This window comes from Mycobacterium sp. NPDC050041, assembly GCF_049541695.1.
Taxonomy (GTDB): Bacteria; Actinomycetota; Actinomycetes; order Mycobacteriales; family Mycobacteriaceae; genus Mycobacterium.
Map to the genome: position 1 here is coordinate 678,638 of NZ_JBMVDG010000002.1, position 22,742 is coordinate 701,379.

At 70.3% G+C, this 22,742-nt stretch carries 22 protein-coding genes and 1 pseudogene; 14 read left to right on the top strand and 9 right to left on the bottom strand.

Translation table 11 applies throughout. The features are described from left to right. Positions 1-11 precede the first annotated feature (11 nt). Positions 12-1,610 carry a phytoene desaturase family protein gene (locus tag ACPCHZ_RS08655; protein WP_423484688.1) on the bottom strand — a complete coding sequence of 533 codons (1,599 nt, stop codon included), beginning with the start codon at positions 1,608-1,610 and terminating at the stop codon, positions 12-14. Continuing rightward, positions 1,607-1,855, bottom strand: a complete 249-nt coding sequence (locus tag ACPCHZ_RS08660) for a DUF2630 family protein (RefSeq protein ID WP_264015062.1) — start codon at positions 1,853-1,855, stop codon at positions 1,607-1,609. The genes ACPCHZ_RS08655 and ACPCHZ_RS08660 overlap by 4 nt, the downstream gene beginning before the upstream one ends. Here ACPCHZ_RS08660 and ACPCHZ_RS08665 point away from each other — a divergent pair. Next, entirely contained in the window at positions 1,836-2,261 is a 426-nt protein-coding gene (locus tag ACPCHZ_RS08665; protein WP_423484349.1) for an FKBP-type peptidyl-prolyl cis-trans isomerase, read from the top strand. The two genes, ACPCHZ_RS08660 and ACPCHZ_RS08665, sit on opposite strands and share 20 nt — an antisense overlap. 9 nt (positions 2,262-2,270) lie before the next feature. On the opposite strand, the gene ACPCHZ_RS08670 is transcribed toward ACPCHZ_RS08665, so the two are convergent. From ACPCHZ_RS08670 to ACPCHZ_RS08680, 3 genes are read right to left on the bottom strand one after another with little or no spacing between them, the layout of a single operon-like run. Then, positions 2,271-3,629 carry a sensor histidine kinase gene (locus ACPCHZ_RS08670; protein ID WP_423484350.1) on the bottom strand — a complete coding sequence of 453 codons (1,359 nt, stop codon included), beginning with the start codon at positions 3,627-3,629 and terminating at the stop codon, positions 2,271-2,273. Positions 3,630-3,632: 3 nt separating this feature from the next. Next, the gene (locus ACPCHZ_RS08675) at positions 3,633-4,343 is read right to left on the bottom strand and encodes a response regulator transcription factor (RefSeq protein ID WP_364976731.1); all 711 of its coding nucleotides are present in this window, start codon (positions 4,341-4,343) and stop codon (positions 3,633-3,635) included. Between the two features lie 17 nt (positions 4,344-4,360). Then, entirely contained in the window at positions 4,361-5,134 is a 774-nt protein-coding gene (locus ACPCHZ_RS08680) for a potassium channel family protein (protein WP_423484351.1), read from the bottom strand. Positions 5,135-5,217: 83 nt separating this feature from the next. On the opposite strand from ACPCHZ_RS08680, the gene ACPCHZ_RS08685 reads away from it, so the two are divergent. From ACPCHZ_RS08685 to ACPCHZ_RS08710, 6 genes are all read left to right on the top strand, one after another. After that, positions 5,218-6,192, top strand: coding sequence for a phospholipase D-like domain-containing protein (locus tag ACPCHZ_RS08685; protein ID WP_423484352.1), 975 nt, complete (start codon positions 5,218-5,220; stop codon positions 6,190-6,192). Further along, positions 6,185-6,754 carry a chromate transporter gene (locus ACPCHZ_RS08690; protein WP_364975348.1) on the top strand — a complete coding sequence of 190 codons (570 nt, stop codon included), beginning with the start codon at positions 6,185-6,187 and terminating at the stop codon, positions 6,752-6,754. The genes ACPCHZ_RS08685 and ACPCHZ_RS08690 overlap by 8 nt, the downstream gene beginning before the upstream one ends. After that, on the top strand, positions 6,751-7,296 hold the full coding sequence (locus ACPCHZ_RS08695; RefSeq protein ID WP_423484353.1) for a chromate transporter: 546 nt from the start codon (positions 6,751-6,753) through the stop codon (positions 7,294-7,296). The genes ACPCHZ_RS08690 and ACPCHZ_RS08695 overlap by 4 nt, the downstream gene beginning before the upstream one ends. Before the next feature lie 115 nt (positions 7,297-7,411). Beyond that, a complete protein-coding gene (locus tag ACPCHZ_RS08700) occupies positions 7,412-9,298 on the top strand; it encodes an ABC transporter ATP-binding protein (protein WP_423484354.1) in 1,887 nt (628 codons plus the stop codon). A gap of 36 nt (positions 9,299-9,334) precedes the next feature. After that, positions 9,335-11,275, top strand: a complete 1,941-nt coding sequence (locus ACPCHZ_RS08705; RefSeq protein WP_423484355.1) for an ABC transporter ATP-binding protein — start codon at positions 9,335-9,337, stop codon at positions 11,273-11,275. Then, the gene (locus ACPCHZ_RS08710) at positions 11,272-13,092 is read left to right on the top strand and encodes an ABC transporter ATP-binding protein (protein ID WP_423484356.1); all 1,821 of its coding nucleotides are present in this window, start codon (positions 11,272-11,274) and stop codon (positions 13,090-13,092) included. The genes ACPCHZ_RS08705 and ACPCHZ_RS08710 overlap by 4 nt, the downstream gene beginning before the upstream one ends. An 86-nt stretch (positions 13,093-13,178) precedes the next feature. On the opposite strand, the pseudogene ACPCHZ_RS08715 reads toward ACPCHZ_RS08710, so the two are convergent. Continuing rightward, positions 13,179-14,283: pseudogene (locus tag ACPCHZ_RS08715) on the bottom strand (epoxide hydrolase family protein). A 64-nt stretch (positions 14,284-14,347) separates the two neighbouring features. Here ACPCHZ_RS08715 and ACPCHZ_RS08720 point away from each other — a divergent pair. Then, complete coding sequence (locus ACPCHZ_RS08720; protein WP_423484689.1) at positions 14,348-15,964, top strand: AMP-binding protein; 1,617 nt, start codon at positions 14,348-14,350, stop codon at positions 15,962-15,964. Here ACPCHZ_RS08720 and ACPCHZ_RS08725 read toward each other — a convergent pair. Then, on the bottom strand, positions 15,961-17,097 hold the full coding sequence (locus tag ACPCHZ_RS08725; RefSeq protein WP_423484357.1) for an FAD-dependent oxidoreductase: 1,137 nt from the start codon (positions 17,095-17,097) through the stop codon (positions 15,961-15,963). The genes ACPCHZ_RS08720 and ACPCHZ_RS08725 overlap by 4 nt on opposite strands. A gap of 93 nt (positions 17,098-17,190) precedes the next feature. Between ACPCHZ_RS08725 and ACPCHZ_RS08730 the strand changes: the two genes are divergently transcribed. From ACPCHZ_RS08730 to ACPCHZ_RS08745, 4 genes are read left to right on the top strand one after another with little or no spacing between them, the layout of a single operon-like run. Continuing rightward, positions 17,191-17,745: a TetR family transcriptional regulator gene (locus ACPCHZ_RS08730; RefSeq protein ID WP_423484358.1), complete on the top strand. Its 555-nt coding sequence runs from the start codon at positions 17,191-17,193 to the stop codon at positions 17,743-17,745. Positions 17,746-17,754: 9 nt separating this feature from the next. Beyond that, entirely contained in the window at positions 17,755-18,210 is a 456-nt protein-coding gene (locus ACPCHZ_RS08735; RefSeq protein ID WP_423484359.1) for a hypothetical protein, read from the top strand. A gap of 29 nt (positions 18,211-18,239) precedes the next feature. Beyond that, positions 18,240-18,452 (top strand): DUF3072 domain-containing protein, encoded by a 213-nt coding sequence (locus ACPCHZ_RS08740; RefSeq protein WP_269892721.1) that lies wholly within the window; start codon positions 18,240-18,242, stop codon positions 18,450-18,452. After that, the gene (locus tag ACPCHZ_RS08745) at positions 18,452-18,697 is read left to right on the top strand and encodes a hypothetical protein (RefSeq protein WP_423484360.1); all 246 of its coding nucleotides are present in this window, start codon (positions 18,452-18,454) and stop codon (positions 18,695-18,697) included. Before ACPCHZ_RS08740 ends, ACPCHZ_RS08745 begins: the two co-directional genes overlap by 1 nt. A gap of 7 nt (positions 18,698-18,704) precedes the next feature. Here ACPCHZ_RS08745 and ACPCHZ_RS08750 read toward each other — a convergent pair whose 3' ends face one another. Further along, positions 18,705-20,174 (bottom strand): carboxyl transferase domain-containing protein, encoded by a 1,470-nt coding sequence (locus ACPCHZ_RS08750; RefSeq protein WP_423484361.1) that lies wholly within the window; start codon positions 20,172-20,174, stop codon positions 18,705-18,707. 9 nt (positions 20,175-20,183) lie between these two features. Further along, positions 20,184-20,798 (bottom strand): hypothetical protein, encoded by a 615-nt coding sequence (locus ACPCHZ_RS08755; protein ID WP_423484362.1) that lies wholly within the window; start codon positions 20,796-20,798, stop codon positions 20,184-20,186. A gap of 80 nt (positions 20,799-20,878) precedes the next feature. On the opposite strand from ACPCHZ_RS08755, the gene ACPCHZ_RS08760 reads away from it, so the two are divergent. Both ACPCHZ_RS08760 and ACPCHZ_RS08765 read left to right on the top strand, forming a co-directional pair. Beyond that, positions 20,879-21,613, top strand: a complete 735-nt coding sequence (locus ACPCHZ_RS08760; RefSeq protein WP_364975315.1) for an enoyl-CoA hydratase — start codon at positions 20,879-20,881, stop codon at positions 21,611-21,613. Between the two features lies 1 nt (position 21,614). Further along, on the top strand, positions 21,615-22,730 hold the full coding sequence (locus ACPCHZ_RS08765; RefSeq protein WP_423484363.1) for an MBL fold metallo-hydrolase: 1,116 nt from the start codon (positions 21,615-21,617) through the stop codon (positions 22,728-22,730). The last annotated feature ends 12 nt before the right edge of the window (positions 22,731-22,742 follow it).

Consider the following 22,742-nt stretch of genomic DNA (forward strand, 5'->3'; position numbering starts at 1 on the left):
CTGCCTCCGCTTCACCGGCTTTCGAGCACAGCCATCGCCGCATTGTGCCCGCCGATGCCGGACACCCCGCCGCCGCGTCGGGCGCCGGAGCCGCACAACAGGATTCGTTCGTGGGCGGTGTCGACGCCCCAGCGCCGGGCCGGGGTGTCGAGCGGCTCGTGATCCTCGGCGAACGGCCAGTGCAGGCCGCCGTGAAAGATGTTGCCCGCAGTCATGCCCAGCGTGTGCTCGAGGTCGGCGGTGGTCTTCGTCTCGATGCACAGCCGGCCCGCGCCGTCCTCGAGGATCACGTCCTGCACGGGCTCGTCGAGCACCGAGTTCAGTGAACCGAGCGCCGCCGACGTCAGCGCATTGCGCAGCCGATCCGGATCCTGGCCAAGGGTGAGCGAGTGCGGCGTGTGCAGGCCGAACAGCGTCATCGTCTGCGCGCCGGTGCCGCGAAGGCGGTCGGAGAGGATGGTCGGATCGGCCAGCGAGTGACAGTAGATCTCGCACGGCAGCGGCTGGGGGACGTCGCCGCCGGCGGCACGGTCATGGGCGGCGTCGAGCTGGGTCAGGTTCTCGTTGACGTGGAACGTCCCGCCGAACGCCTGCTCGGGCGTCACCGACGCGTCCCGCAGCCTCGGCAACCGGCGCAGCATGAGGTTGACCTTGACCTGTGACCCGCCGGCGAGCTCCGGCGCGGGCTCCCCGACGAGCCCGGCGAGTACCGCCGGGGTGACGTTGGCCAGGACGAACCGCGCGCCGACGCGGTGCTCCCGCCCGCCGGCCCGATAGCGCACCTCCCCGTCCGGGTCGATGCCGACCACCTCTGCGCCGGTGACGATCTCGGCGCCGAACCCGGCCGCGGCGGCGGCCAGCGCGCCGCTGACCGCGCCCATGCCGCCGATCGGGACGTCCCAGTCGCCGGTGCCGCCGCCGAGCAGGTGGTAGAGGAAACACACGTTCTGCGCCAGGGACGGGTCGTCGGTCCTGGCGAAGGTGCCGATCAGCGCGTCGGTGGCCATCACCCCGCGCACCAGATCACTGGACACCGCGCTCTCGATCGCCGCACCGATCGGCGCGCCGACCATCGCCTGCCACACCGCGGCGGCCTGCGGGTCACCGGCCAGCACGTGCGCCTGCGCCTGGCCGCGCGTCATCAGCGGCGCCGTCAGCGTCGGCCACAACCGCTGGGTGACCGTGCGGCAGCGGCGGTAGAAGTCCTCGAAGCCGGCCTCGTCGTCGGCGGCGCCGATCGCCGCGAACGTGTTCTCCCGCCCCACCAGCAACCCGGTCCGCCCGCCGGTCGCCGGGTCCGGTGTGTAAGACGACTGCCGCCGTTTTACCAGCCGGACGCGGGCGCCCAGGTCGTCGACGATTCGCCGCGGCAGCAGGCTGACCAGATACGAGTACCGCGACAGCCGGGCCTCGACGCCCTCGAACGCGTGCGCCGAGACCGCCGCCCCGCCGACGTGGTCGAGGCGTTCCAGCACCAGCACCCGCCTGCCCGCGCGCGCCAGATACCCCGCGGCGACCAGCCCGTTGTGGCCGCCGCCGACGATGACCGCATCGAAGGTCGCGGCCGGAGCGGCTCCGGCGTCGAACGTCGCGGCGTGGTCGGCGCTCAGTTCAGGTAACCCTCGACCTCACCGGCCGGCCGCACCTCGGCCTCACGGGGATCCTTGCCCGACTCACGCAGGGCGCGTCGCTGTCGCAGCAGGTCCCAGCACTGGTCCAGCGCCACCTCGACGGCACGCAACCGCTGGTGTTCTTCTGATTCGTCGATCTCGTGGTGCTGGAGCTGGGAGCGCAGGTCCTTCTCCTCAGCGACGAGTCGGTTCACCTGATCGAGGATGTCTTCGTCTTTGGCCACGGCTACAGTCTGCCCGACTACGGTGGGTGCGGTGACTGCCAATAGTGGGGGAAAGCCCGAGATCGAGTTTCCCGACGGACCGCCTCCGACCGATCTGGTCATCGAGGACCTGGTCGTCGGCGAGGGCGCCGAGGCCGTGCCGGGCGCCAACGTCGAGGTGCATTACGTCGGTGTGGAGTACGACACCGGCGAGGAGTTCGACAGTTCGTGGAACCGCGGCGAGTCGATCGAGTTCCCGCTGCAGGGGCTGATCCAGGGCTGGCAGGACGGCATCCCCGGGATGAAGGTCGGGGGCCGCCGCAAGCTGACGATCCCGCCGGCCCAGGCCTACGGCGACGCGGGCGGCGGGCACCGGCTCTCGGGCAAGACGCTGATCTTCGTCATCGACCTGCTGGCCACCCGCTAGCCCGCTGACCTAGAGCTGCAGCCCCTCACCGGGCCGCGGTCCCGGCAGCCGCAGCAGCAGCCGGGCGCCGCCCAGCGGACTGGCCTCCAGCGTCGCCGTGCCGCCGTGCAGTTCGGCCTGCTGCGCGACGAGCGCGAGCCCCAGCCCGGAGCCCAGCCGCGACGCCGTCGACCCGCGGGAGAACCGCTCGAACACCAGCGCGCGTTCCTCCTCCGGCACGCCGCAGCCGTCGTCGTCGATCGCGATCTCGACGCCCTCGCGTGAGCTGACCGCCGAGAGCTGCACCCGGCCCGCCCCGCCGTGCTTGACGGCGTTGGCGATGGCGTTGTCCACCGCGAGCCGCAGCCCGGCGGGCAGCCCGACGATGATCACCGTCGGCGCAGGCGCCAGCGAGACCTCCAGATCGGTATAGATCCGCATCGCGTCGTGCGCCGCCCGGTCGAGCAGTTCGGTGATGTCGACCGGGACGTGATCGTCGGCGGTCGACAGTTCACCCTGCGCCAGCCGCTCCAGCGCCCACAGCGTCGCCTCGATCCGCGATTGCGTGCGGATGACGTCGCCCACCACCTCCTGGCGCTGCTCGCCGTCGAGATCGAGCGTGGCGAGCACCTCGAGGTTGGTCCGCATCGCGGTCAGCGGGGTGCGCAACTCGTGCGCCGAGGCCGCCGAGAAGTCGCGGGCCGAGGTCAGCGCCGCCTTGGTCCGGTCCTGTTCCTTGGCGATGCGCTGCAGCATGCCCTTCACCGCGTCGGCGATCTCGACGGCTTCTGTCGCGCCGCGCACCTCGATGACCGGCGTCTCGTCGGCGGTGTCGATCTGGCTGGTCTGCCGGGCGAGGCGTTTGAACGGCCGGACCGCGAACGTCGCCAGCAGCCAGCCCACCACCGCGGCGGCGCCGATCGCCAGCGAGCAGATGATGACCACCCGTCGGTGCAGGTTGTTGGTGTCGGCGATGGTGGCGTTGTAGGTGTCGCCGACCGCCACCAGCATCGGCTCGGGAGTGGGGATCTCGACCGTGCGCACGCGGTACCGCACGTCGTCGACGTAGGTGTCCTCGTAACCGGCGGGCAACTCGGGCAGCACCACCTCGGAGTTGGAGCTGACCTGACCGGCTCGGCGCACCGTGATGACGGCGTCCTTGTCGTTGGGCGACTTGGGGATCTCGTCGAGCCCGCGCGGCAGGAACGGGATCGCGAATCCGGCCGCCTCGTCCAGCCTGCGGTCGAGCCGTTCCTTGCGGTCCCCGGTGATGCCGACCCACACCACGGTGCCGACGATCAGCACCGGGATCGCCGCGCCGATCGCTGTCGCGACCACCACCCTGGCCCGCAGTGAAGGCGTGCGGCGGATGCGCGACAGCAGGTTCATCGACTACTGGGTCCGCAGCACGAAACCCACACCGCGCACGGTGTGCAGCAGCCGCGGTGCCCCGTTGGCCTCGAGCTTGCGGCGCAGGTAGCCGATGAACACGTCGACCACGTTGGTGTCGGCGGCGAAGTCGTATCCCCACACCAGCTCGAGCAGCTGGGCCCGCGACAGCACCGCGGTCTTGTGTTCGGCGAGCACCGCGAGCAGGTCGAACTCCCGCTTCGTGAGGTCGACGTCGGCGCCGTTGACGCGCGCCCGCCGGCCCGGGATGTCGACCTCCAGCGGGCCGACCTGGATGGTCTCCGACGAGATGGTGGCCGACGATCCGCGGCGGCGCAGCAGCGCCTTCACCCGGGCCACCAGCTCCTGCAGCACGAACGGCTTGACCAGGTAGTCGTCGGCCCCGGCCTCCAGCCCCGCCACCCGGTCGTCGACGCTGCTGCGCGCCGACAGCACACAGACCGGCACGTCGTTGTCCATCGCGCGCAGCGCGGTCACCACGCTCACACCGTCGAGCACCGGCATGTTGATGTCGAGCACGATCGCGTCCGGCCTGGTCTCGGTGGCGCTGCGCAGCGCCTCGGCGCCGTCCACGGCGGTGGAGACGTCGAACCCGGACAGCCGCAGTCCGCGCTCGAGCGACGCCAGCACGTCGGGGTCGTCGTCCACCACGAGCACGCGGGGCGAAGGCACTCCACTGTCCATGCCCGCAATCTTGCCTGATGGCCGGGTCACGCTGGGGGAGGCTGACCGCCGGGACCGCGTCCCTCCTCGCGCAGCAGCGCGATCTCGCCGCGCAAGTCCTTGATCTCGGCGAGCACCCGGTCGACGTGGGCGGTGGTCACCGCCTCCTCGGCCGACTGTTCGTCGGCGACGCGCTGCACGATCCACGACGCCAGGGTGGCGGTGATGGAACCGACGAGGCTGATGCCGCCGATCATCAGCAGCACCGCGATCACCCTGCCGGTGCCGGTGAGCGGGGTGAGGTCGCCGTAGCCGACGGTGGTGATGGTGGTGATCGACCACCACAGCGCCTCACCGAAATTCGTGATGTGCGGGTCGGCGTGGTCGCGTTCACTCTCGAGCACCGCCAGCGACGCCACGAACACCAGCAGGACGGCCGCCGAGATCGTGTAGATGACGACCCGGCCGCGGATCGCATTGCCGACCGCCCGCTGCAGCACGGAGATGAGGATGACCAGCCGCACCAGGCGCAGCGGCCGCAGCAGCGGCAGCAGCACGATCGCCAGATCGAACAGGTGCCGGAAGAACCACCGCCAGCGGTTGGTGGCCAGGCTCAGCCGGATGACGTAGTCGACGGCGAAGACGGCGTAGGAACCCCAGGCGACCACCTCGATCGCCACGTCGGCCGCGCCCTGCGGCTGGGCGAGCACGTCGATCGCGTAGGCGATGAGGAACACGACGGCGACCGCCGCCAGGGGCCACTCGGTGCGTCGTTCCCAAGCGTCGAGCTTCGGGCGTGACGCCGAGGAGTCGTTGATCACGGCCCACAAGTTACGCCCATCGTCGTTTGCTGGCTGCGCTGCGGTGCTAGCATCCGGAACTTGTGCCGTCGTCGAATCTGATCGTGGAACCCGACGACGGGCTGGCCCCGGTTCGGGAGTTCATCTCGTCGGCCCGCGAGCGCCTTCTGGTCAAGCAGTTCACCTTCACCGACGAGAGCCTCATCGACGCGGTGATCGCGCGCAGGGCCGCGGGCGTCGACGTGCGGGTGATGTTGAACGCCAAGCGGTCCGGTGGTGACCGGGCGAACGACGACACCTACGAACGACTCCGCGCGGCGGGCGTCGAGGTGCAGTGGTGCAACCCGAAGTTCTACGTGACGCACGAGAAGTCCATCGTCGTCGACGGCGACGCGGCGTTGATCGCCACGTTCAACCTGTGCACCAAGTACTTCACCCGCACCCGCGACTACGGGATCATCACCACCGACCGCGATCACGTCGCCCAGATCACCGAGGCGTTCCACGCGGACTGGAACCACGAGGACTGGTCCCCCGCGCAGAACGACGGCCTGCTGTGGAGCAACGCGAACTCGCGCTACCGGATGGCGCAGTTCATCGACGCCGCCACCCACCGCCTCGACATCCAGCACCCGAAGTACGTCGACGCCGTGATCCTCGACCACATCGCCGCCGCCGCCGACCGCGGCGTGAAGGTGCACGTGTTGTGCGGCGGCAGGCACGGCATCAGCGAGTGGGACGTGCTGGACACGTTCGCCTCGCTGCGCACCCTGCGCCGCTTCGGGGTCAAGGTGCGTAAGCAGAAGCAGCTGCGGGTGCACGCGAAGCTGCTGATCATCGACGACAGCCAGGCGCTGCTCGGCTCGATGAACATCGACCGCAGCGCATTCGACCTGCGCCGCGAGCTGGGCGTCATCACGAGCGACCCCGAAGCCGTGGCGCGGTTGAAGCAGGTCTTCGACGGCGACTGGGAGACGTCGCACCACTACGAGCCACCCGACCCCCTCGAGCCGGCGCACCATCACGAGGACGAGACGCACCTCGACTTTCCTGCCGATGCGCACGTCGACCATGAGTGAGACCGACAAGCCGGTCTCACTGTTCGACATCGCCTGGACGTTCAACCACATCGCGCTGGCGTCGTTCGGCGGCGGACTGTCGGCGTGGTCGCGGGAGATCCTGGTCGTCGAGAAGCGGTGGCTCGGTGAGGCGGAGTTCCTCTCGGCCATGACGATGTGCCGGATCCTGCCCGGCGCGAACCAGGTCAACATGGCGGTGTTCGCCGGCTCCAAGATGCGTTCCGTCGCGGGGGCCGTCGCCGCGGTGGCCGGCCTGTGCTTCATGCCGCTGGTGATCATCCTGGTGATGTCGTTCCTGTACTTCCGGTTCAAGGAGGTGCCCGCCGTCGCGGGCGTGCTGCACGGCGCGTCGGCGGCGGCGGTCGCGCTGACCGTGGCGATGGTCATCCAGACCGGGCGACAGTGCCTCACCGGTCTCGTGCCCGTCGCGCTGTTCGCGGCGGCGTTCGTGCTCAACGGGGTGCTGCGCTGGCCACTGCTCGGTGTACTGGCGATCCTCGCGCCGCTCAGCGTGCTCTGGGCGTGGCCGCGCCGGACGGCGGAAGCGGCCACCGAGACGTGAGCACCTACCTGCAGCTGATCGCGCTGTTCGGGTCGTTGTCGCTGATGTCGATCGGCGGCGGAAACGCCGTGCTGCCCGAGATGCACGCCCGGGCGGTGCACGAACGGCACTGGCTGACCGACGGGCAGTTCGCCGACCTGTTCTCGATCTCCCAGTCGGCGCCGGGTCCCAGCATCCTCATCGTCGGGATGGTGGGCTACGCGGCCGGCCTGGAGGCGGGCGGAGTGCCGGGCGCGATCGTCGGCGGCGTGGTCGCCACGGTGGCGATGGTGCTGCCCGCGGCCACGCTGGTCCTGATCATCACCCAGTTCTGGCAGCGAGCGCAGAGGTCGCGGTTGCGGATCGCCGTGGAGAAGGGCTTCGCGCCGCTGACCGTCGGGCTGATCCTCGCCACGTCGCTGGTGATGAGCCGGTCGGCCGACCACGACTGGCGGGCCTATCTGCTGACGGCCGTCTGCACGGCGGTGTTCGTCTTCACCAAGCTCAACCCGCTGCTGGTGGTCGCCGTCGCGGGAGTGATCGGGTACTTCGGCATCGTTTGACGGGTCGTGCCCGGTTGGCGCGCGGCCCATCGGGGAACGCTGCAGGCCAGGACGGCGATTTCGCCGGGCCGGAAGGCTTTGACCTAATCCATTGTTGAGGTTCTACGGTGAAAACATGAGCTTGGAGACGGTTGCCCGGCAATCGCTGTACCGGCAGACGCACGCCCGCGGCGGTGATCTGCGGTCGTTGGCCGACCGCACGCTGCTGAAGCGGATCTGGCGGTTCTCGGCACGCCATCACCGCAGGCTGGGGGTGTTCGTCGGCGTCAGCGTGGTGACGGCGTTGCTGACGGTGGCGACGCCGCTGCTCGCCGGGCGGGTGGTCGATGTGATCACCGCGGGCGGTCCGGCAAGTGCGGTGGTGGTGCTGGCGGTCGTCATCGCCGGCGTCGCGGTCGCCGAGGCGGCGGTGTCGCTGCTGACGCGCTGGCTGTCGTCGACCATCGGTGAGGGTCTGATCCTGGACCTGCGCACCGCGGTGTTCGACCACGTGCAGCGCATGCCGGTCGCGTTCTTCACCCGCACCCGGACCGGCGCCCTGGTCAGCCGGCTGGGCAACGACGTCATCGGCGCCCAGCGGGCGTTCTCCGACACGCTGTCCGGCGTCGTCTCCAACGTCGTGACGCTGACCCTGACGCTGGCCGTGATGATCGGCATCTCGTGGCAGATCACCCTGCTGTCGCTGGTGCTGATGCCGCTGTTCGTGGTGCCCGCCCGCCGCATCGGCGCCCGGATGGCGCACCTGAGCCGCGAGGCCGCGATCTACAACGCGACGATGAACACCCAGATGACCGAGCGCTTCTCCGCGCCGGGCGCGACGCTGGTGAAGCTGTTCGGCAGGCCGACGCAGGAGTCGGGCGAGTTCGCGGCGCGTGCCGGGCGGGTCCGCGACATCGGGGTGCGGTCCTCGATGCTGCAGGCCACGTTCATGAACTCGCTGACGCTGATGTCGGCGCTCGCGCTGGCGCTGGTGTACGGCCTCGGTGGGGTGCTGGCCATCGGCGGGCACCTGCAGACCGGCGCGGTGGTGTCGCTCGCGCTGCTGCTGACCCGGCTGTATGCGCCACTGACCGCGTTGGCCAACGCCCGCGTCGAGATCGCCAGCGCGCTGGTCTCCTTCGAGCGGGTCTTCGAGGTGCTCGACCTGGTGCCGCTGATCCGGGAGAAGCCCGACGCCGTGGCGCTGCCCGAGGGCCCGGTCGCCGTGGAGTTCGATCAGGTGCGGTTCGGTTATCCCGCGGCCGACAAGGTGTCGCTGGCCTCGCTGGAGGAGGTCGCGACGCTCGACGACCGCGGCGGCGAGGAGGTGCTGCACGGCATCTCGTTCACCGCGGAGCCGGGGCAGATGGTCGCGCTGGTGGGCTCGTCCGGCGCGGGCAAGTCGACGATCGCGGCGCTGCTGGCCCGGCTGTACGACGTCGACGACGGCGCGGTCCGGCTGGGCGGCGCCGACGTGCGTGACGTGACGTTCGAGTCGCTGCGCGACACCGTCGGGATGGTCACCCAGGACGGTCACCTGTTCCACGAGTCGATCAGGTCCAACCTGCTGCTGGCGGCCCCGGAGGCCACCGAGGCCGACCTGTGGTCGGCGCTGCGGCGGGCTCGGCTGGCCGACCTGATCGGCGAGATGCCCGACGGCCTGGACACCGTTGTCGGAGAGCGCGGTTACCGTCTGTCCGGCGGGCAGCGGCAACGGCTGACGATCGCCCGCCTGCTGTTGGGGAGGTCGCGGGTGGTGGTGCTCGACGAGGCGACGGCATCGCTGGACTCCGAGTCGGAGGCGGCAGTGCAGCAGGCCCTCGGCGAGGCGTTGGCGGGGCGCACGTCCATCGTGATCGCCCACCGCCTCTCGACGGTGCGGGCCGCCGATCAGATCCTGGTGATCGAGGACGGCCGGGTCGTCGAACGCGGCACGCACCGGGAACTGCTGGCCCGCGGCGGCCGTTACACGGTGCTCTACGAGACGCAGTTCGGCCCGCAGGACGCCGGGGTCGCCGCGTGACGTTATTCGGTTGTGGCGGATGGGAAGATGTTCTGAGTGCCCGAGCCAGTGAGTGACGCCCTGAACGCCGCGCCCGCGATAGCACCGCCACGGGTGCGGCCGCGCGCGAGTTCGGATCTGTGGCGGCTGCTGCCCTACCTGCTGCCGTACCGCATGCGGTGGACGGCGATGGTGGTCATCGCGATCGCGAGCCTGGGCGCCACGGTGTCGATCCCGCTGATGACCAAGGCCGTCATCGACGGCCCGGTGCGCCACCAGGACCAGCAGGGGCTGTGGCTGCTCGGCGCCGCGGCGATGGGCGTCGGCATCACCGAGGCCGTGCTGTGGTTCATCCGGCGCTGGCTGAGCTCGCGCGCCACCATGGGCGTCGAGGCCGACATCCGCAAGGATCTGTACGCGCGCCTGCAGATCCTGCCGATGAGCTTCCACGGCCGCTGGCAGTCCGGGCAGTTGCTGTCACGAATGATGAACGACCTGAGCACGATCCGGCGCTTCATGTCGTTCGGGCTGCTGTTCCTGGTGCTCAATTTCCTGCAGATCACTGTGGTGACGGCGATCCTGCTGGCGATGTACTGGCCGCTCGGCGTGGTCGTGCTGGTCTCGATCGTCCCGATCACCTTGATCGTGCTGCACTTCCAGCAGTCCTACACCATGCTGTCGCGCCTGGCGCAGGACCAGTCCGGCCATGTCGCGACCCACGTCGAGGAGTCGGCGCTCGGCCTGCGGGTGGTCAAGTCCTTCGGCCGCGAGGACTACGTCTACGACCGGTTCGACCAACAACTCACCGACCTCTACGACACGCAGGTGAAGCGGGTGGGGGTGTCCGCGAAGTTCTGGACGCTGCTCGAGATCATCCCGAACCTGACGCTGATCGTGGTGCTGGGTTTCGGCGCGTACGCCGCGGGCCAGGGCCAGGTCACGCTTGGCACGCTCGTCGCGTTCATCACGATGATGCTGTCGCTGGTGTGGCCGATCGCCTCGCTGGGCTTCCTGCTGTCGATGACACAGGAGTCGTTCACGGCCGCCAACCGCATCGCCGAGATCTTCGACGCGCCACGGGAGATCACCGACGGGCCGGCGCAGACGGCACCGCGCGGCGGCCGCCTCGAACTCGTCGACGTCGGATTCCGGTTCCCCGACAGCGAGGAGTGGGCCCTGCGGCACGTCACCGCGACAGTCGAACCGGGGGAGACGCTGGCGCTCGTCGGGCCGACCGGCTCGGGCAAGTCGGTGCTGGCCGCGCTGTTCTCGCGGCTCTACGACGTCACCGAGGGGTCGATCAGGATCGACGGCCGCGACATCCGCGAGCTGCCGCTGCCAGCCCTGCGTGAGGCGGTGGCCACCGCGTTCGAGGACCCGACGCTGTTCTCCATGTCGGTGGCGGAAAACCTGCGGCTGGGCCGCCCGGACGCCACCGACGAGCAGCTGGCCGAGGCCGTCGAGGTCGCCGCCGCGCAGTTCGTCTACGACCTGCCGTTCGGCCTGGACACCCGCATCGGCGAGCAGGGCATGAGTCTGTCCGGCGGTCAGCGCCAACGGCTGTCGCTGGCCCGGGCGATCCTGGCCGGGCCCAAGATCCTGGTGCTCGACGACACGCTCTCGGCGCTCGACATGCACACCGAGGCCGTGGTGACCGAGGCGCTGGGCCGGGTGCTGCACTCGGTGACGGGCATCGTCGTCGCGCACCGCGCGTCCACCGTGCTGCTCGCCGACAAGGTCGCACTGATCGGCCCCACCCGCGACGGCGGAACCATCACCCACATCGGCACGCACGCCGAACTGCTGGCCGACGTGCCGCAGTACCGCTACCTGCTGGCCGCCGACGACGACCAGCTCGACGACGGCGCCGAGCGCAGCTGCGCCTGGCAGGACGACGAGGACCGGCGCCGCCTCGACCGCGCCTACGAGGAGCAGGAGGCCACCGACGACGCCTGTGCGGAGCGGCCTTTCGTGACGTCCGAGGCCGAGGCGCGATGACCGTCACGGACTGGCGCGGGCGGGTCAAGGAGAGCGGCGACGACGACCTTCCGATCGACGAGAGTGTGCCGCGCCGCCGCGAGGCCCGGGCGCTGCTGGGCTCTCTGCTGCGCCCCTACCGCCTGACGGTCGGGCTGCTGGCGTTGGTCGTGGTGGTGGAGAACGCCGCCCGGCTCTCGGTGCCGCTGCTCGTGCAGCGTGGCATCGACCGCGGCATCCCGCCGATCGTCGACGGCGGGTCGGCCCGCGAGCTGATGCTCATCGTCGCGTCGCTGGGCGTCGTCGTGGTGGTGCAGGCCATCAGCCGGATGTTCTTCCTGCGCCGCTCCGGCCGCATCGGCCAGAAGGTGCTGCTGGAGTTGCGGCGCAGGGTGTTCCGGCACTTCCAGCGGCTCGACATCCGGTTCCACGACCGCTACACCTCGGGCCGGGTGGTCAGCCGGTCGACCAACGACGTCGAGGCCATCCAGGACATGCTGGAGACCGGGTTCGACTCGCTCATCACCGCCGTGCTGACGCTGGTCGGCACGGCCGTGCTGCTCGTCGTGCTCGACGTGAAGCTGGGCCTGATGTGCCTGGCCGCGTTCCCACTGCTGGTCGCGCTGGTGTGGTGGTTCCGCACCGAGTCCGCCAAGACCTACCGCAAGGTGCGCGAGAGCGCGGCGCTGGTGATCGTGCAGTTCGTCGAGACGATGACGGGCATCAAGGCCGTGCAGGCCTATCGCCGCGAGCCGCGCAACCAGGAGATCTTCGAGGACATCGCCGACGAGTACCGCGAGATCAACGAGAAGACCTTCAAGCTGCTCGCGATCTTCATGCCCGGCGTGAAGCTGGTCGGCAACGTCACCACCGGAGTGGTGCTGCTCTACGGCGGCTATCGGGTGTTGCACGGCGAGATGACGATCGGCACGCTCACGGCGTTCCTGCTGTACCTGCGGATGTTCTTCGAGCCGATGCAGGAGATCTCGCAGTTCTTCAACACCTTCCAGTCGGCGTCCTCGGCGCTGGAGAAGTTGGCCGGGGTGCTGGCGGAGCGGCCCGGCATCGAGGATCCGGAGAATCCGGTGAAGCTGGATCGGGTGCGGGGTGAGATCGCGTTCTCCGGCGTCGAATTCGAGTACACCCAGGGCCGGACGGTGCTGCCCGGGCTGAATCTCGACGTGCCCGCGGGGCAGACCGTCGCGCTGGTGGGCACCACGGGCGCGGGCAAGACGACGATCGCGAAGCTGATCGCCCGGTTCTACGACCCGACCTCGGGCGCGGTCACCCTCGACGGCGTCGACCTGCGCGACCTGTCGCAGAGCGAACTGCGCCGCCACGTGGTGATGGTGACCCAGGAGAACTTCATGTTCGAGGGCACCATCGCCGACAACATCCGATTCGGCAGGCCCGAGGCCACCGACGAGGAGGTGCGGGCCGCCGCGGTCGCCGTCGGCGCGGACCGGTTCGTCGCGACGCTGCCCGACGGCTACGACACCGACGTGGCCAAGCGCGGCGGCCGGTTGTCGGCGGGGCAGCGACAGTTGGTGGCGTTCGCGCGGGCATTCCTGGCCGACCCGGCGGTGCTGATCCTCGACGAGGCGACCTCGTCTCTGGACATCCCGAGTGAGCGAATGGTGCAGCGGGCGTTGGAGACCGTGCTGTCCGACCGCACCGCGCTGGTGATCGCGCACCGGCTCTCGACCGTGGAGATCGCCGACCGCGTGCTGGTGCTCGAGCACGGCCGCATCGTGGAGGACGGCCCGCCGGCCGAGCTCATCACCCGCGACGGGCGGTACGCCGCGCTGCACCGGGCGTGGCAGGACTCGCTCGCCTGAGCCGTTGACTTTGCGCTCAGATCGCGAATACGTCCGCAATCGCGATCTGAGTGCAATCTCAACGCGGCAATCTCAGGTAGTCGGCTTCAGCGAATCGTGTCGAAGAACGCGGTCACGTCGTCGACGAACAACTCGGGCTGCTCGAGCGCGGCGAAGTGCCCGCCGCGCGGCATCGTCGTCCAGTGGGTGATGTGGTAGTTCGGCTCGCACCACCGGCGTGACGACTGCAGGATCTCCCTCGGGAAGGACGCCACCCCGGTGGGCAGGGTGACCGGATCGCCGCCGCCGAAGCTGGTGAAGCTCTCCCAGTACAACCGTGCCGAGGACGCCGCCGACGCGGTGAGCCAGTACAGCATCACGTCGTCGAGCATCTCGTCGCGGCTGACGGCGTTCTCGGGATGCCCGTCGCAGTCGGTCCACGCCCAGAACTTCTCCACGATCCAGGCCAGCTGTCCGACCGGGGAGTCGACCAGCCCGTAGCCCACGGTCTGCGGCCGGGTGGACTGCTCCTTGGAGTAGCCGGTGCCCCAGCGCTGGTGCTCGGCGACGCGGGCGAGCGCCCGCTGCTCGTCCTCGGTGGCGTCGGAGAGGTCCTTCGGCGGTCTGCCGATCGGCATGTTCAGGTGGATGGCAACGCATGACCCGACGTTGCGGCCGATCTGCGTGGTGACCGCGGCGCCCCAGTCGCCGCCCTGCGCGCCGTAGCGGTGGTACCCGAGCCGGACCATCAGCGTGTCCCATGCGGCGGCGATCCGCTCGACACCCCACCCGGTGCCGGTCGGCTTGCCCGAGAAGCCGTATCCGGGCAGCGACGGGCACACGACGTCGAAGCCCGCGGCGTTGAGCGGCTCGATCACCTTGTGGAACTCCACGATCGACCCGGGCCAGCCGTGGGTGATCAGCAGCGGGAACGCGTCGTCACGGGAGGAGCGCTGATGGACGAAGTGGATGTCGAGTCCGTCGATCTCCGTGGTGAACTGGTCGAACCGGTTGAGCGCGGCTTCACGGGCGCGCCAGTCGTAGCCGTCGGCCCAGTAGCCGGCGAGTTCGCGGGTGTAGGCCAGCGGGACGCCCTGGCTCCAGTCGGTGACGGTCTCGCCCTCCGGCCACCTGGTGTTGGCCAGTCTCGTACCTGAGGTCGGTGAGGGCGGCGTCGGGGACGGCGATGCGGAAAGGGTGAACGGCGACCACTCCTCGTGCATACACGACCGATGCGGGGTGACAGGTGGTGGGTGTGACGTGGACCATGGCGGGCATGGAAGCCTACGACCGCGGACCCACCGACGTCGCTCTGCTCGAGGAGACGATCGGGGCCAACTTCGAGCGGACGGCGCAGGCGCATCCCGACGTCGACGCGCTGGTCGAGGTGGCCACCGGCCGGCGCTGGACCTACGCGCAGCTCGACGACGAGATCAATCGCACCGCCGCCGGTTTGATGGATCTCGGGGTGCAGAAGGGCGACCGGGTCGGGATCTGGGCGCCGAACTGCGCGGAGTGGACGATGGTGCAGTACGCCGCGGCGAAGATCGGGGCCATCCTGGTCAACGTCAATCCCGCGTACCGCACGCACGAACTGGCGTACGTGCTCGAGCAGTCCGGCGTGCGCACGCTGATCGCCGCGACCTCGTTCAAGACCTCGGACTACCGGGCCATGGTCGACGAGGTGCGCCCCGGCTGCCCGGCTCTGCATGACGTGCTGTTCCTGGGCACCGACGAGTGGACCGCCCTGCAGCAGCAGCAGCGGGTCTCCGTCGACGCGGTGCGGGACCGGATGGCGCAGCTGGACAACCGTGACCCGATCAACATCCAGTACACTTCGGGGACAACGGGTTTCCCAAAGGGCGCGACGCTGTCGCACCGCAACATCCTCAACAACGGCTACTTCACGACGGAGCTGATCAATCTGGGTCCCGATGACCGGTTGTGCATCCCGGTGCCCTTCTACCATTGCTTCGGCATGGTGATGGGAAACCTCGGGTGCACGGCGCACGGCACCACGATGGTGATCCCGGCGCCCGGCTTCGATCCCGGCCTGACCCTCGCCGCGATCGAACAGGAGCGGTGCACCGGCGTCTACGGCGTGCCGACGATGTTCATCGCGATGCTCGGCCATCCCGATTTCGCGGATGCCGACCTGTCCTCGCTGCGCACCGGCATCATGGCCGGCTCGGTGTGCCCGGTCGAGGTGATGAAACGGTGTGTGGCCGAGATGAACATGGCCGAGGTGGCGATCGCCTACGGCATGACGGAGACCTCTCCGGTGTCGTGCCAGACGCTGATCGACGACGACCTGGAGCGGCGGACCGCGTCGATCGGCCGGGCGCATCCGCACGTCGAGGTGAAGATCGTCGACCCCGGCAGCGGCGAGACCGTGCAGCGCGGTGAGACGGGCGAATTCTGTACGCGGGGTTACTCGGTGATGCTCGGCTACTGGGAGGACGATGCGAAGACGGCCGAGGCGATCGACGCCGACGGCTGGATGCACACCGGTGATCTCGCCGTCATGCGCGAGGACGGCTACTGCAACGTCGTCGGCCGGATCAAGGACATGGTGATTCGCGGGGGCGAGAACGTCTATCCCCGCGAGATCGAGGAGTTCCTCTACACCCATCCCGACATCGAGGACGCGCAGGTGGTGGGGGTGCCCGACGAGAAGTACGGCGAGGAGATCTGCGCGTGGGTCCGGATGAAGGCGGGCCGCGCCGCGCTGGACGCCGACGCGGTGCGGGCCTTCGCTCGGAACAAGTTGGCGCACTACAAGATTCCTCGGTACGTGCACGTGGTCGACGAGTTCCCGATGACCGTCACCGGCAAGGTGCGCAAGGTCGAGATGCGTGAGGAGAGCGTGCGCGTCCTCGGCCTCGACGGTTAGCGGTACACCAGGCCGGACAGCCGCCAGGCCAGCGCGCGTCGCACCGCGGGCACCCGGCCGGCGAGGCTCATCGCCACGTTGCGCAGCGGGCGCAGTCCGCGAGGCAGGGTGGCCAGCCGCGTCAGCCGGTCTGTCAGGGTGACGACGTCGCGGGCGATCGGTCGGCGGGTGTCGCTGTAGTCGTCGAGCAGCGTGGCCGGTCCGCCGGCGAGCACCCCGGTGAGCGCGCCGGCCAGCGCGACGGCGTCCTGGATGCCCAGGTTCATGCCCTGTCCGCCCGCGGGACTGTGCACGTGCGCGGCGTCGCCGACCAGCAGCAGCCGGCCCGCGCGGTACGTGTCGGCCACCCGGTGCTGGATGCGGAAGCGGGACCCCCAGACCACCTCGGTCACCCGCACGCTGCCCGCGCCTGCGCCCCGGTCGTCGAGGAGCTGCTGGACGAAATCGATCGACGGTTCCTCCGGTGCGTCGGGGACGGGGGCGACGATGCGGAAGGTGCCGTCGGGCAGCGGGGCCACCACGGTGAGCCCGGCCGTCGCCCAGAACAGCACGACCTCCTCGGTCGGCGCGTCGCCGGTCAACCGGACGTCGGCGAGCACGAACGATTCGTCGTAGGCGCCTCCGGTGAAGCCGATGCCGGCGTGTTCGCGCACGGTGCTGTGGATGCCGTCGGCGCCGACGACGTAACGGGCGCGCAGCGCGTCGTCGTCGAACTCCGCCGTCACCCCGTCGGCGTCCTGGGTGATGGACGTCAGCGTCTTCGGCCGGACGACCGTGCCGCCCAGCTCGACGAGCCGGTCCAGCAGCACCTGTTCGGTGGTGCTCTGCGGGACGAGCAGGGTGTAGGGGTAGGGCGACGGCAGGACGCTGAAGTCGATCGGGATCAGCGTGCGCGCCCGGTCGCGGATGGAGAAGCGCGGCGCCTGCACGCCCTGCTTGACCAGCCGGCGCGACACGTCGAGGTCTTCGAGCACCTCGAGGGTGCGTGCATTGACCGCGGCGGCCCGCGACGTGTTGGCCCCCTCGGGCTGCCGGTCCACGATCGTGGCTCGCACACCATGCCTGAGCAGCGACGCGGCCAATGTCAGGCCGCTCGGGCCGGCTCCCACGATGAGGACGTCGGTGTCGTTCATGGTCCGCTCCTTCGGTCAATGCCAACGCTTGTTGGCATAACTGTGCGCCGATGATGGCAGAAAGTCAACACCTGTTGGCATACAGTTGTTGGCATGCGCAGATCATCGGTCGAGACGAAGGCGGTGATCCTCGCCGCCGCCCGCGAGCGGTTCGCCGCATCAGGGTTCGAACGGGCGACCATCCGGGCGATCGCCGCGGACGCGAACATCGACCCGTCGATGGTGATGCGGTACTTCGGCAGCAAGGACCAGCTGTTCGCCGCCGCGGCGGACTTCGACCTGGAACTGCCCGAGGTCACCGACGTCCCGCTCGACGACCTCGGCCGGCTGCTCGTCAGCCACTTCGTCGACCGGTGGGAGCGCGACGAAGCGCTCGTGGTGCTGCTGCGGTCCAGCACGACGAATTCCGATGCCGCACAACGCATGCGGGAGATCTTCAGTGCGCAGCTGCTGCCCGTGCTCACGAAGGTCGGGCCGGCGGAACCCGCCCGGCGCGCCGCGTTGATCGCCACGCAGATGCTCGGGCTGGCGTTGTGCCGCTACGTCCTGGAACTGCCCCCGGTGGTCGACATGACCCGTGACGAGGTGGTGGCCTGGCTGGCGCCGACGGTGCACCGATACCTGTGTGCACCGGACGAGCCGGGATAATGGGACCGCGTGTGGACCCCGACGCTCGTCCTGATCGCCACCACCGCGCTGTTCTCCGGCGTCCTGCTCGGCGGCGGGCTCTACGAGCACCTCGCCATCGACCCGTTCTGGCCCAAGCGGCCCGGCATCGTCCAGCAGCGCAACGGCGGAATCTCCCGACGGCGGTTCTGGCTCCCGGCGCACGTGACCTTCGAGGTGCTGCTGGTGGCCTCGGTGATCGCGGCATGGGGACGGCCGGAGACGCGGTACCCGCTGCTGGTCGCGCTGGCCGCGCACGCCGGGGCGCGGGTCTGGTCGCTGCTCGACGTGATCCCCAAGGCGGCCGAGTTCGAGCGGACCGACCCCGCCGCCGTCGACGAAGCGGCGGCGGTGCGGTGGACCCGGCGCAGCCTGCTGCGACTGCCGCTGAACCTGGTCACCAGCGGCGCCATTTTCTTCGCACTGATGTTCGGATCACACGCATAGATGCGGCCCGCAGCGGGCATAGAACAGTCATGACTGAAGACGTGGGGCGAGCCCCCCAGGAGAACGCCGAGAAGGACGCGTCGGACTGGGTCACCGGCGACGAGCCGATGACCGGACCGCAACGCAGCTATCTGGGCACCTTGGCGCAGGAGGCCGGCGAAGAGGTGCCCGACGACCTGACCAAGGCGCAGGCGTCGGAGATGATCGACCGTCTGCAGCAGCGGACCGGGCGGGGGCAGTGATGACGGTCTCCGCCGACGACGTGCGCCGACTGCAGAGCGCTGAGGGCGACGCCGTGCTCGTCCTGATCGAGGGCCGCGCCGAGGTGGTCACCGCCGAACAGCTGACCTCCGACGAGTACCGGGGCGCCCTCGAGGTGATCACCCACGGCGACCTCACCGCCCGCCTCGGCGACGACCCGTCGGATCGCGAACTGACCGAGCAGGCCGCCATTCTCGACGCCGAGGTGTCCGAGCTGGGCGGGTAGCGGCCGTTCACGGCAGGCCGATGCGGCGGTAACGCGCGAGCCGGTGGGTCAGCCGGTCGCCGTCGGGATCCTCGCGCAACCGGTGCAGTTCCACGGCGATCGACGCCGACAGCCGCACGGTGAACTCCTGCGGTTCGTCGGCCGCGTCGGGGTGCTCGGCCACGATGGCGTCCACGATGCCGTCCCGCAGCAGGTCGGCCGACCGGATGCCCTGTGCCGCAGCGAGTTCCGGTGCATGGTCGGTGTCGCGGTACACGATCGCGCTGGCGCCCTCCGGCGGCAGCGGCGCCAGCCAGCCGTGCTGGGCGGCCAGCACCCGGTCGGCGGGCACCATCGCCAGCGCGGGCCCGCCGCTGCCCTGTCCGAGCAGCACCGACACCGTCGGGGTGTCCAGGGTGACGAGTTCGGCCAGGCAGCGGGCGATCTCGCCGGCCAGCCCGCCCTGTTCGGCCTCGGTCGACAGCGCGGGGCCCGCGGTGTCGATCACCAGCACCAGCGGCAGCCGTAACCCGGCGGCCAGCGCCATCCCGCGGCGCGCCTCGCGCAGCGCGGCAGGCCCGACCAACCCGCCCACCACCCGCTGCTGACCCACCACCACGGCGGGCTGTCCACCGAAGCGGGCCAGCGCCAGCAGGGTCGTCGAGTGCCTGCCGGTGCCCGACAGCAGCACGCGTTCGGTGGTGCCGTGCCGCAGCAGATAGGCGACGCCGGGACGGTCCGGCCGGCGCGACGCGGTGACCGACTCCCAGGCAGGCACGTCGGTGCGGGCGGCCTCGGCGAGCGGAGCGGGCGGCGTCGGCTCCGGCCGGTCGGCGATGACGGTGAGGGTGCGGTCCAGGGTGGAGCGCAGGAACTCCAGCGGCACCACGCCGTCGATCACCCCGTGCCGGTGCAGGTTCTCCGCGGTCTGCACGCCCTCAGGGAATTCTTCGCCGTAGAGGTGCCGGTACACCCGAGGCCCGAGGAATCCGATCATGGCGCCGGGCTCGGCGGCGGTGACGTGTCCGAGCGAGCCCCAGGAGGCGAACACCCCGCCCGTCGTGGGGTGGCGCAGGTACACCAGGTAGGGAAGGTGCGCCCGCTTGTGCAGTTCGACGGCCGCGGCGATCTTGACCATCTGCAGGAAGGCGACCGTGCCCTCCTGCATGCGGGTGCCGCCGGAACTGGGGGAGGCCACCAGCGGCAGCCGCTCGGCCGTCGCGCGCGCGACGGCCGCGGCGATGCGCTCGGCGGCGGCCACCCCGATGGATCCGGCGAGGAAGTCGAACTCGCATGCCACCACGGCCACCCGTCGGCCGAAGACGGTGCCCTCGCCGGTCAGCACCGCCTCGTCCAGCCCGGTGGCGGCCGCGGCGTCGGCGAGTTCTTCGCGGTAGGCGTCGCTGGTGGCGACGGGCACCGGCGGGCCGTCCCAGCTCCGGAACGAACCGGGGTCGAGCACGGCGTCGCGGATCTGCAGCGCACCGATCCGGCTCATGGAGGAAGGCTAGCCAGGAGGGGGCGGCGCGAGCTGCCAGTGCCCCGATGTCTGCGGGAATCGTGCCTGCAACCGGGCGCCGGCCTCGCGGTCGGCGACCCGGACGTCGAGCAGGCGATCGTTGACCCCGGGTTCGCTCGCCGGTTCGGCCGGCCGGCTCAGCTGGACCGACACCACGCCGGGGAACTGCATCGCCTCCGCCCACAGGCGCAGGTCGCCGGCCACGTCGTCCGCGCTCACCGGGTTGCGCCCGAGTCGGTTGTCCGTGAGCCGAAAGGAGGCGCCCGACGACCCCTCCGTCCGGTCCACCGACGCGCTCTGGACCTTCAGCGACACGATGTACTCGGGGAATCCGTGGTCGTCCACCTCGACGACGAACCGGCCGCCGGCCTGCTCCAGCAGCTCCGGCGAGATGGCGTGCCGCACCTCGACCGCGAGTGTGAACGTCGCGCCCAGCGATGTGCTGTTGACGTATGTCGGCTCGGCGCGGGTGACGCCGGGCACGCTGCGCATCGCGGCCGTGATCGAGTCGATCTCGTCCTGGCGGTCCTCGAACGCCGTGCACGCCATGAGCACAGAAGCGAGCAGGACGGCCGCCGGCACCCGCCACCTGTTCCGCGTCACCGTCCGATTCCACCATCCCGGTGCAGGGGTGGCGAACACTCGGACCGAGTCCGCGGCCGGGCTTCATATAGGTTGGCGCCATGATTGGAGTGACCCGCGACGGCCACGTGCTGACCCTGGAGATGCAGCGCGCCGAACGGCGCAACGCGCTGAACAGCGAACTCGTCGACAGCCTTCGCGAAGCGATCGAGAAGGCCGCCACCGAGGACGTCCGCGCCATCGTGCTGACCGGCCAGGGCCACGTGTTCAGCTCCGGTGCGGACCTGTCGGACCCGTCGGGTGTCGCCGAGGACCTGCCCGACCGGGCCAGGGCGCTGAACCTGGCCATCGATGCGGCGCCGGTGCCGGTCATCGGCGCGATCAACGGCCCGGCGATCGGGGCCGGGGTCATCCTCTCGATGATCTGCGACCTGCGCGTCGTCGCGCCGGAGGCGTACTTCCAGTTCCCCGTGGCGAAGTACGGCATCGCGCTCGACAACTGGAGCATCCGGCGGCTGACGTCGCTGGTCGGGGCGGGCCGCGCGCGCGGGATGCTGATGGCCGCCGACCGGCTCACCGCCGACGTCGCCCTGCAGACCGGTATGGCCAACCGCATCGGGACGCTGGCCGACGCGCAGGCCCTGGCGCAGGAGATCGCCGGGTACGCGCCGCTGGCGCTGCAGCACGCCAAGCGGGTGCTCAACGACGACGGCGCCTACGACGAGCCGCGGCCCGTGCACCAGGAGCTGTTCGACCGGGCCTGGGCGAGCAAGGACATCATCGAGGCGCAGGTGGCGCGGATCGAGAAGCGGCCGCCGAACTTCCTGGGCGCCTGACATGCTGCGGGCCGCGCTGCGCTTCGGTTTCGGGACCGCCTCGCTGCTCGGCGGCAGCTGGGTGCTGCGGGCGTTGCACGGCACTCCCGCCGCGCTGGGCGCCACGCCCGCGGAGATCGCGGCCGTCGCGCGGCGGTCACCGCACTACCGCGACGGCGTGTTCGTCAATCTCGACCCGACGTCGCAGATGAGCCTGGACGCCGAGCAGCAGCGCCTGCTGGTGCGCGAACTGCTGACCGGACGCGACTCGACCCCCGGCGGCCCGATCCCGCTCGCCGCCCCCGCCGCCGCGGACCGTACGGCGGCCGAGCTGGCCGTGCACTGGTACGGACACTCCTCGGCGCTCGTCGAGGTGGACGGGTACCGGGTGCTCACCGACCCGATCTGGAGTTCCCGGTGTTCGCCGTCCCGTCAGGTCGGGCCGCAGCGGCTGCACGACGTGCCGGTGGAACTGGAGGCACTGCCTGCCGTGGACGCCGTGCTGATCAGTCACGACCACTACGACCACCTCGACATGGACACCATCCTCGGGCTCGCCCGCACCCAGTGGGCGCCGTTCTGCGTGCCACTCGGTGTCGGCGCGCACCTGCGCAAGTGGGGCATCCCCGAGGACCGCATCGTCGAACTGGACTGGAACGAGAGCCACCGCATCGGCGACCTGACGGTGGTGTGCACCCCGGCCCGGCACTTCTCCGGTCGGCTGTTCGCCCGCAACACGACGCTGTGGGCGTCATGGGTGATCGCCGGTCCCAGCCACCGCGCCTTCTTCGGCGGCGACACCGGCTACAGCCGGAGCTTCGCCGACATCGGAGCCCAGCACGGGCCGTTCGACGTGACGCTGCTGCCCGTCGGGGCGTACCACCCGGCGTGGCCCGACATCCACATGAACCCCGAGGACGCGGTGCGCGCACACCTCGACGTCGCCGAGCCCGGCGCCGGTCTGCTGGTGCCGATCCACTGGGCGACGTTCCGGCTCGCACCGCATCCGTGGGCCGAACCGGTCGAACGCCTGCTGCGCGCAGCCGATCCCGCCGGCGTGCCGGTGGTCGTGCCGAAGCCGGGCGAGCGCATCGACCGCGACACCATCCGGCCGTCCGCGCCGTGGTGGCAGTTGTAACGTCGGGCGCAT

Bases quoted from the DNA above. Each gene is read 5' to 3' on its own strand.
- ACPCHZ_RS08730 (WP_423484358.1), top strand. From the start codon at position 17,191: ATGCGCAGATCATCGGTCGAGACGAAGGCGGTGATCCTCGCCGCCGCC.
- ACPCHZ_RS08710 (WP_423484356.1), top strand. From the start codon at position 11,272: ATGACCGTCACGGACTGGCGCGGGCGGGTCAAGGAGAGCGGCGACGAC.
- ACPCHZ_RS08725 (WP_423484357.1), bottom strand. From the start codon at position 17,097: ATGAACGACACCGACGTCCTCATCGTGGGAGCCGGCCCGAGCGGCCTG.
- ACPCHZ_RS08720 (WP_423484689.1), top strand. From the start codon at position 14,348: ATGGAAGCCTACGACCGCGGACCCACCGACGTCGCTCTGCTCGAGGAG.
- ACPCHZ_RS08700 (WP_423484354.1), top strand. From the start codon at position 7,412: ATGAGCTTGGAGACGGTTGCCCGGCAATCGCTGTACCGGCAGACGCAC.
- ACPCHZ_RS08690 (WP_364975348.1), top strand. From the start codon at position 6,185: ATGAGTGAGACCGACAAGCCGGTCTCACTGTTCGACATCGCCTGGACG.
- ACPCHZ_RS08745 (WP_423484360.1), top strand. From the start codon at position 18,452: ATGACGGTCTCCGCCGACGACGTGCGCCGACTGCAGAGCGCTGAGGGC.
- ACPCHZ_RS08670 (WP_423484350.1), bottom strand. From the start codon at position 3,629: ATGAACCTGCTGTCGCGCATCCGCCGCACGCCTTCACTGCGGGCCAGG.
- ACPCHZ_RS08740 (WP_269892721.1), top strand. From the start codon at position 18,240: ATGACTGAAGACGTGGGGCGAGCCCCCCAGGAGAACGCCGAGAAGGAC.
- ACPCHZ_RS08765 (WP_423484363.1), top strand. From the start codon at position 21,615: ATGCTGCGGGCCGCGCTGCGCTTCGGTTTCGGGACCGCCTCGCTGCTC.
- ACPCHZ_RS08665 (WP_423484349.1), top strand. From the start codon at position 1,836: ATGTCTTCGTCTTTGGCCACGGCTACAGTCTGCCCGACTACGGTGGGT.
- ACPCHZ_RS08760 (WP_364975315.1), top strand. From the start codon at position 20,879: ATGATTGGAGTGACCCGCGACGGCCACGTGCTGACCCTGGAGATGCAG.
- ACPCHZ_RS08750 (WP_423484361.1), bottom strand. From the start codon at position 20,174: ATGAGCCGGATCGGTGCGCTGCAGATCCGCGACGCCGTGCTCGACCCC.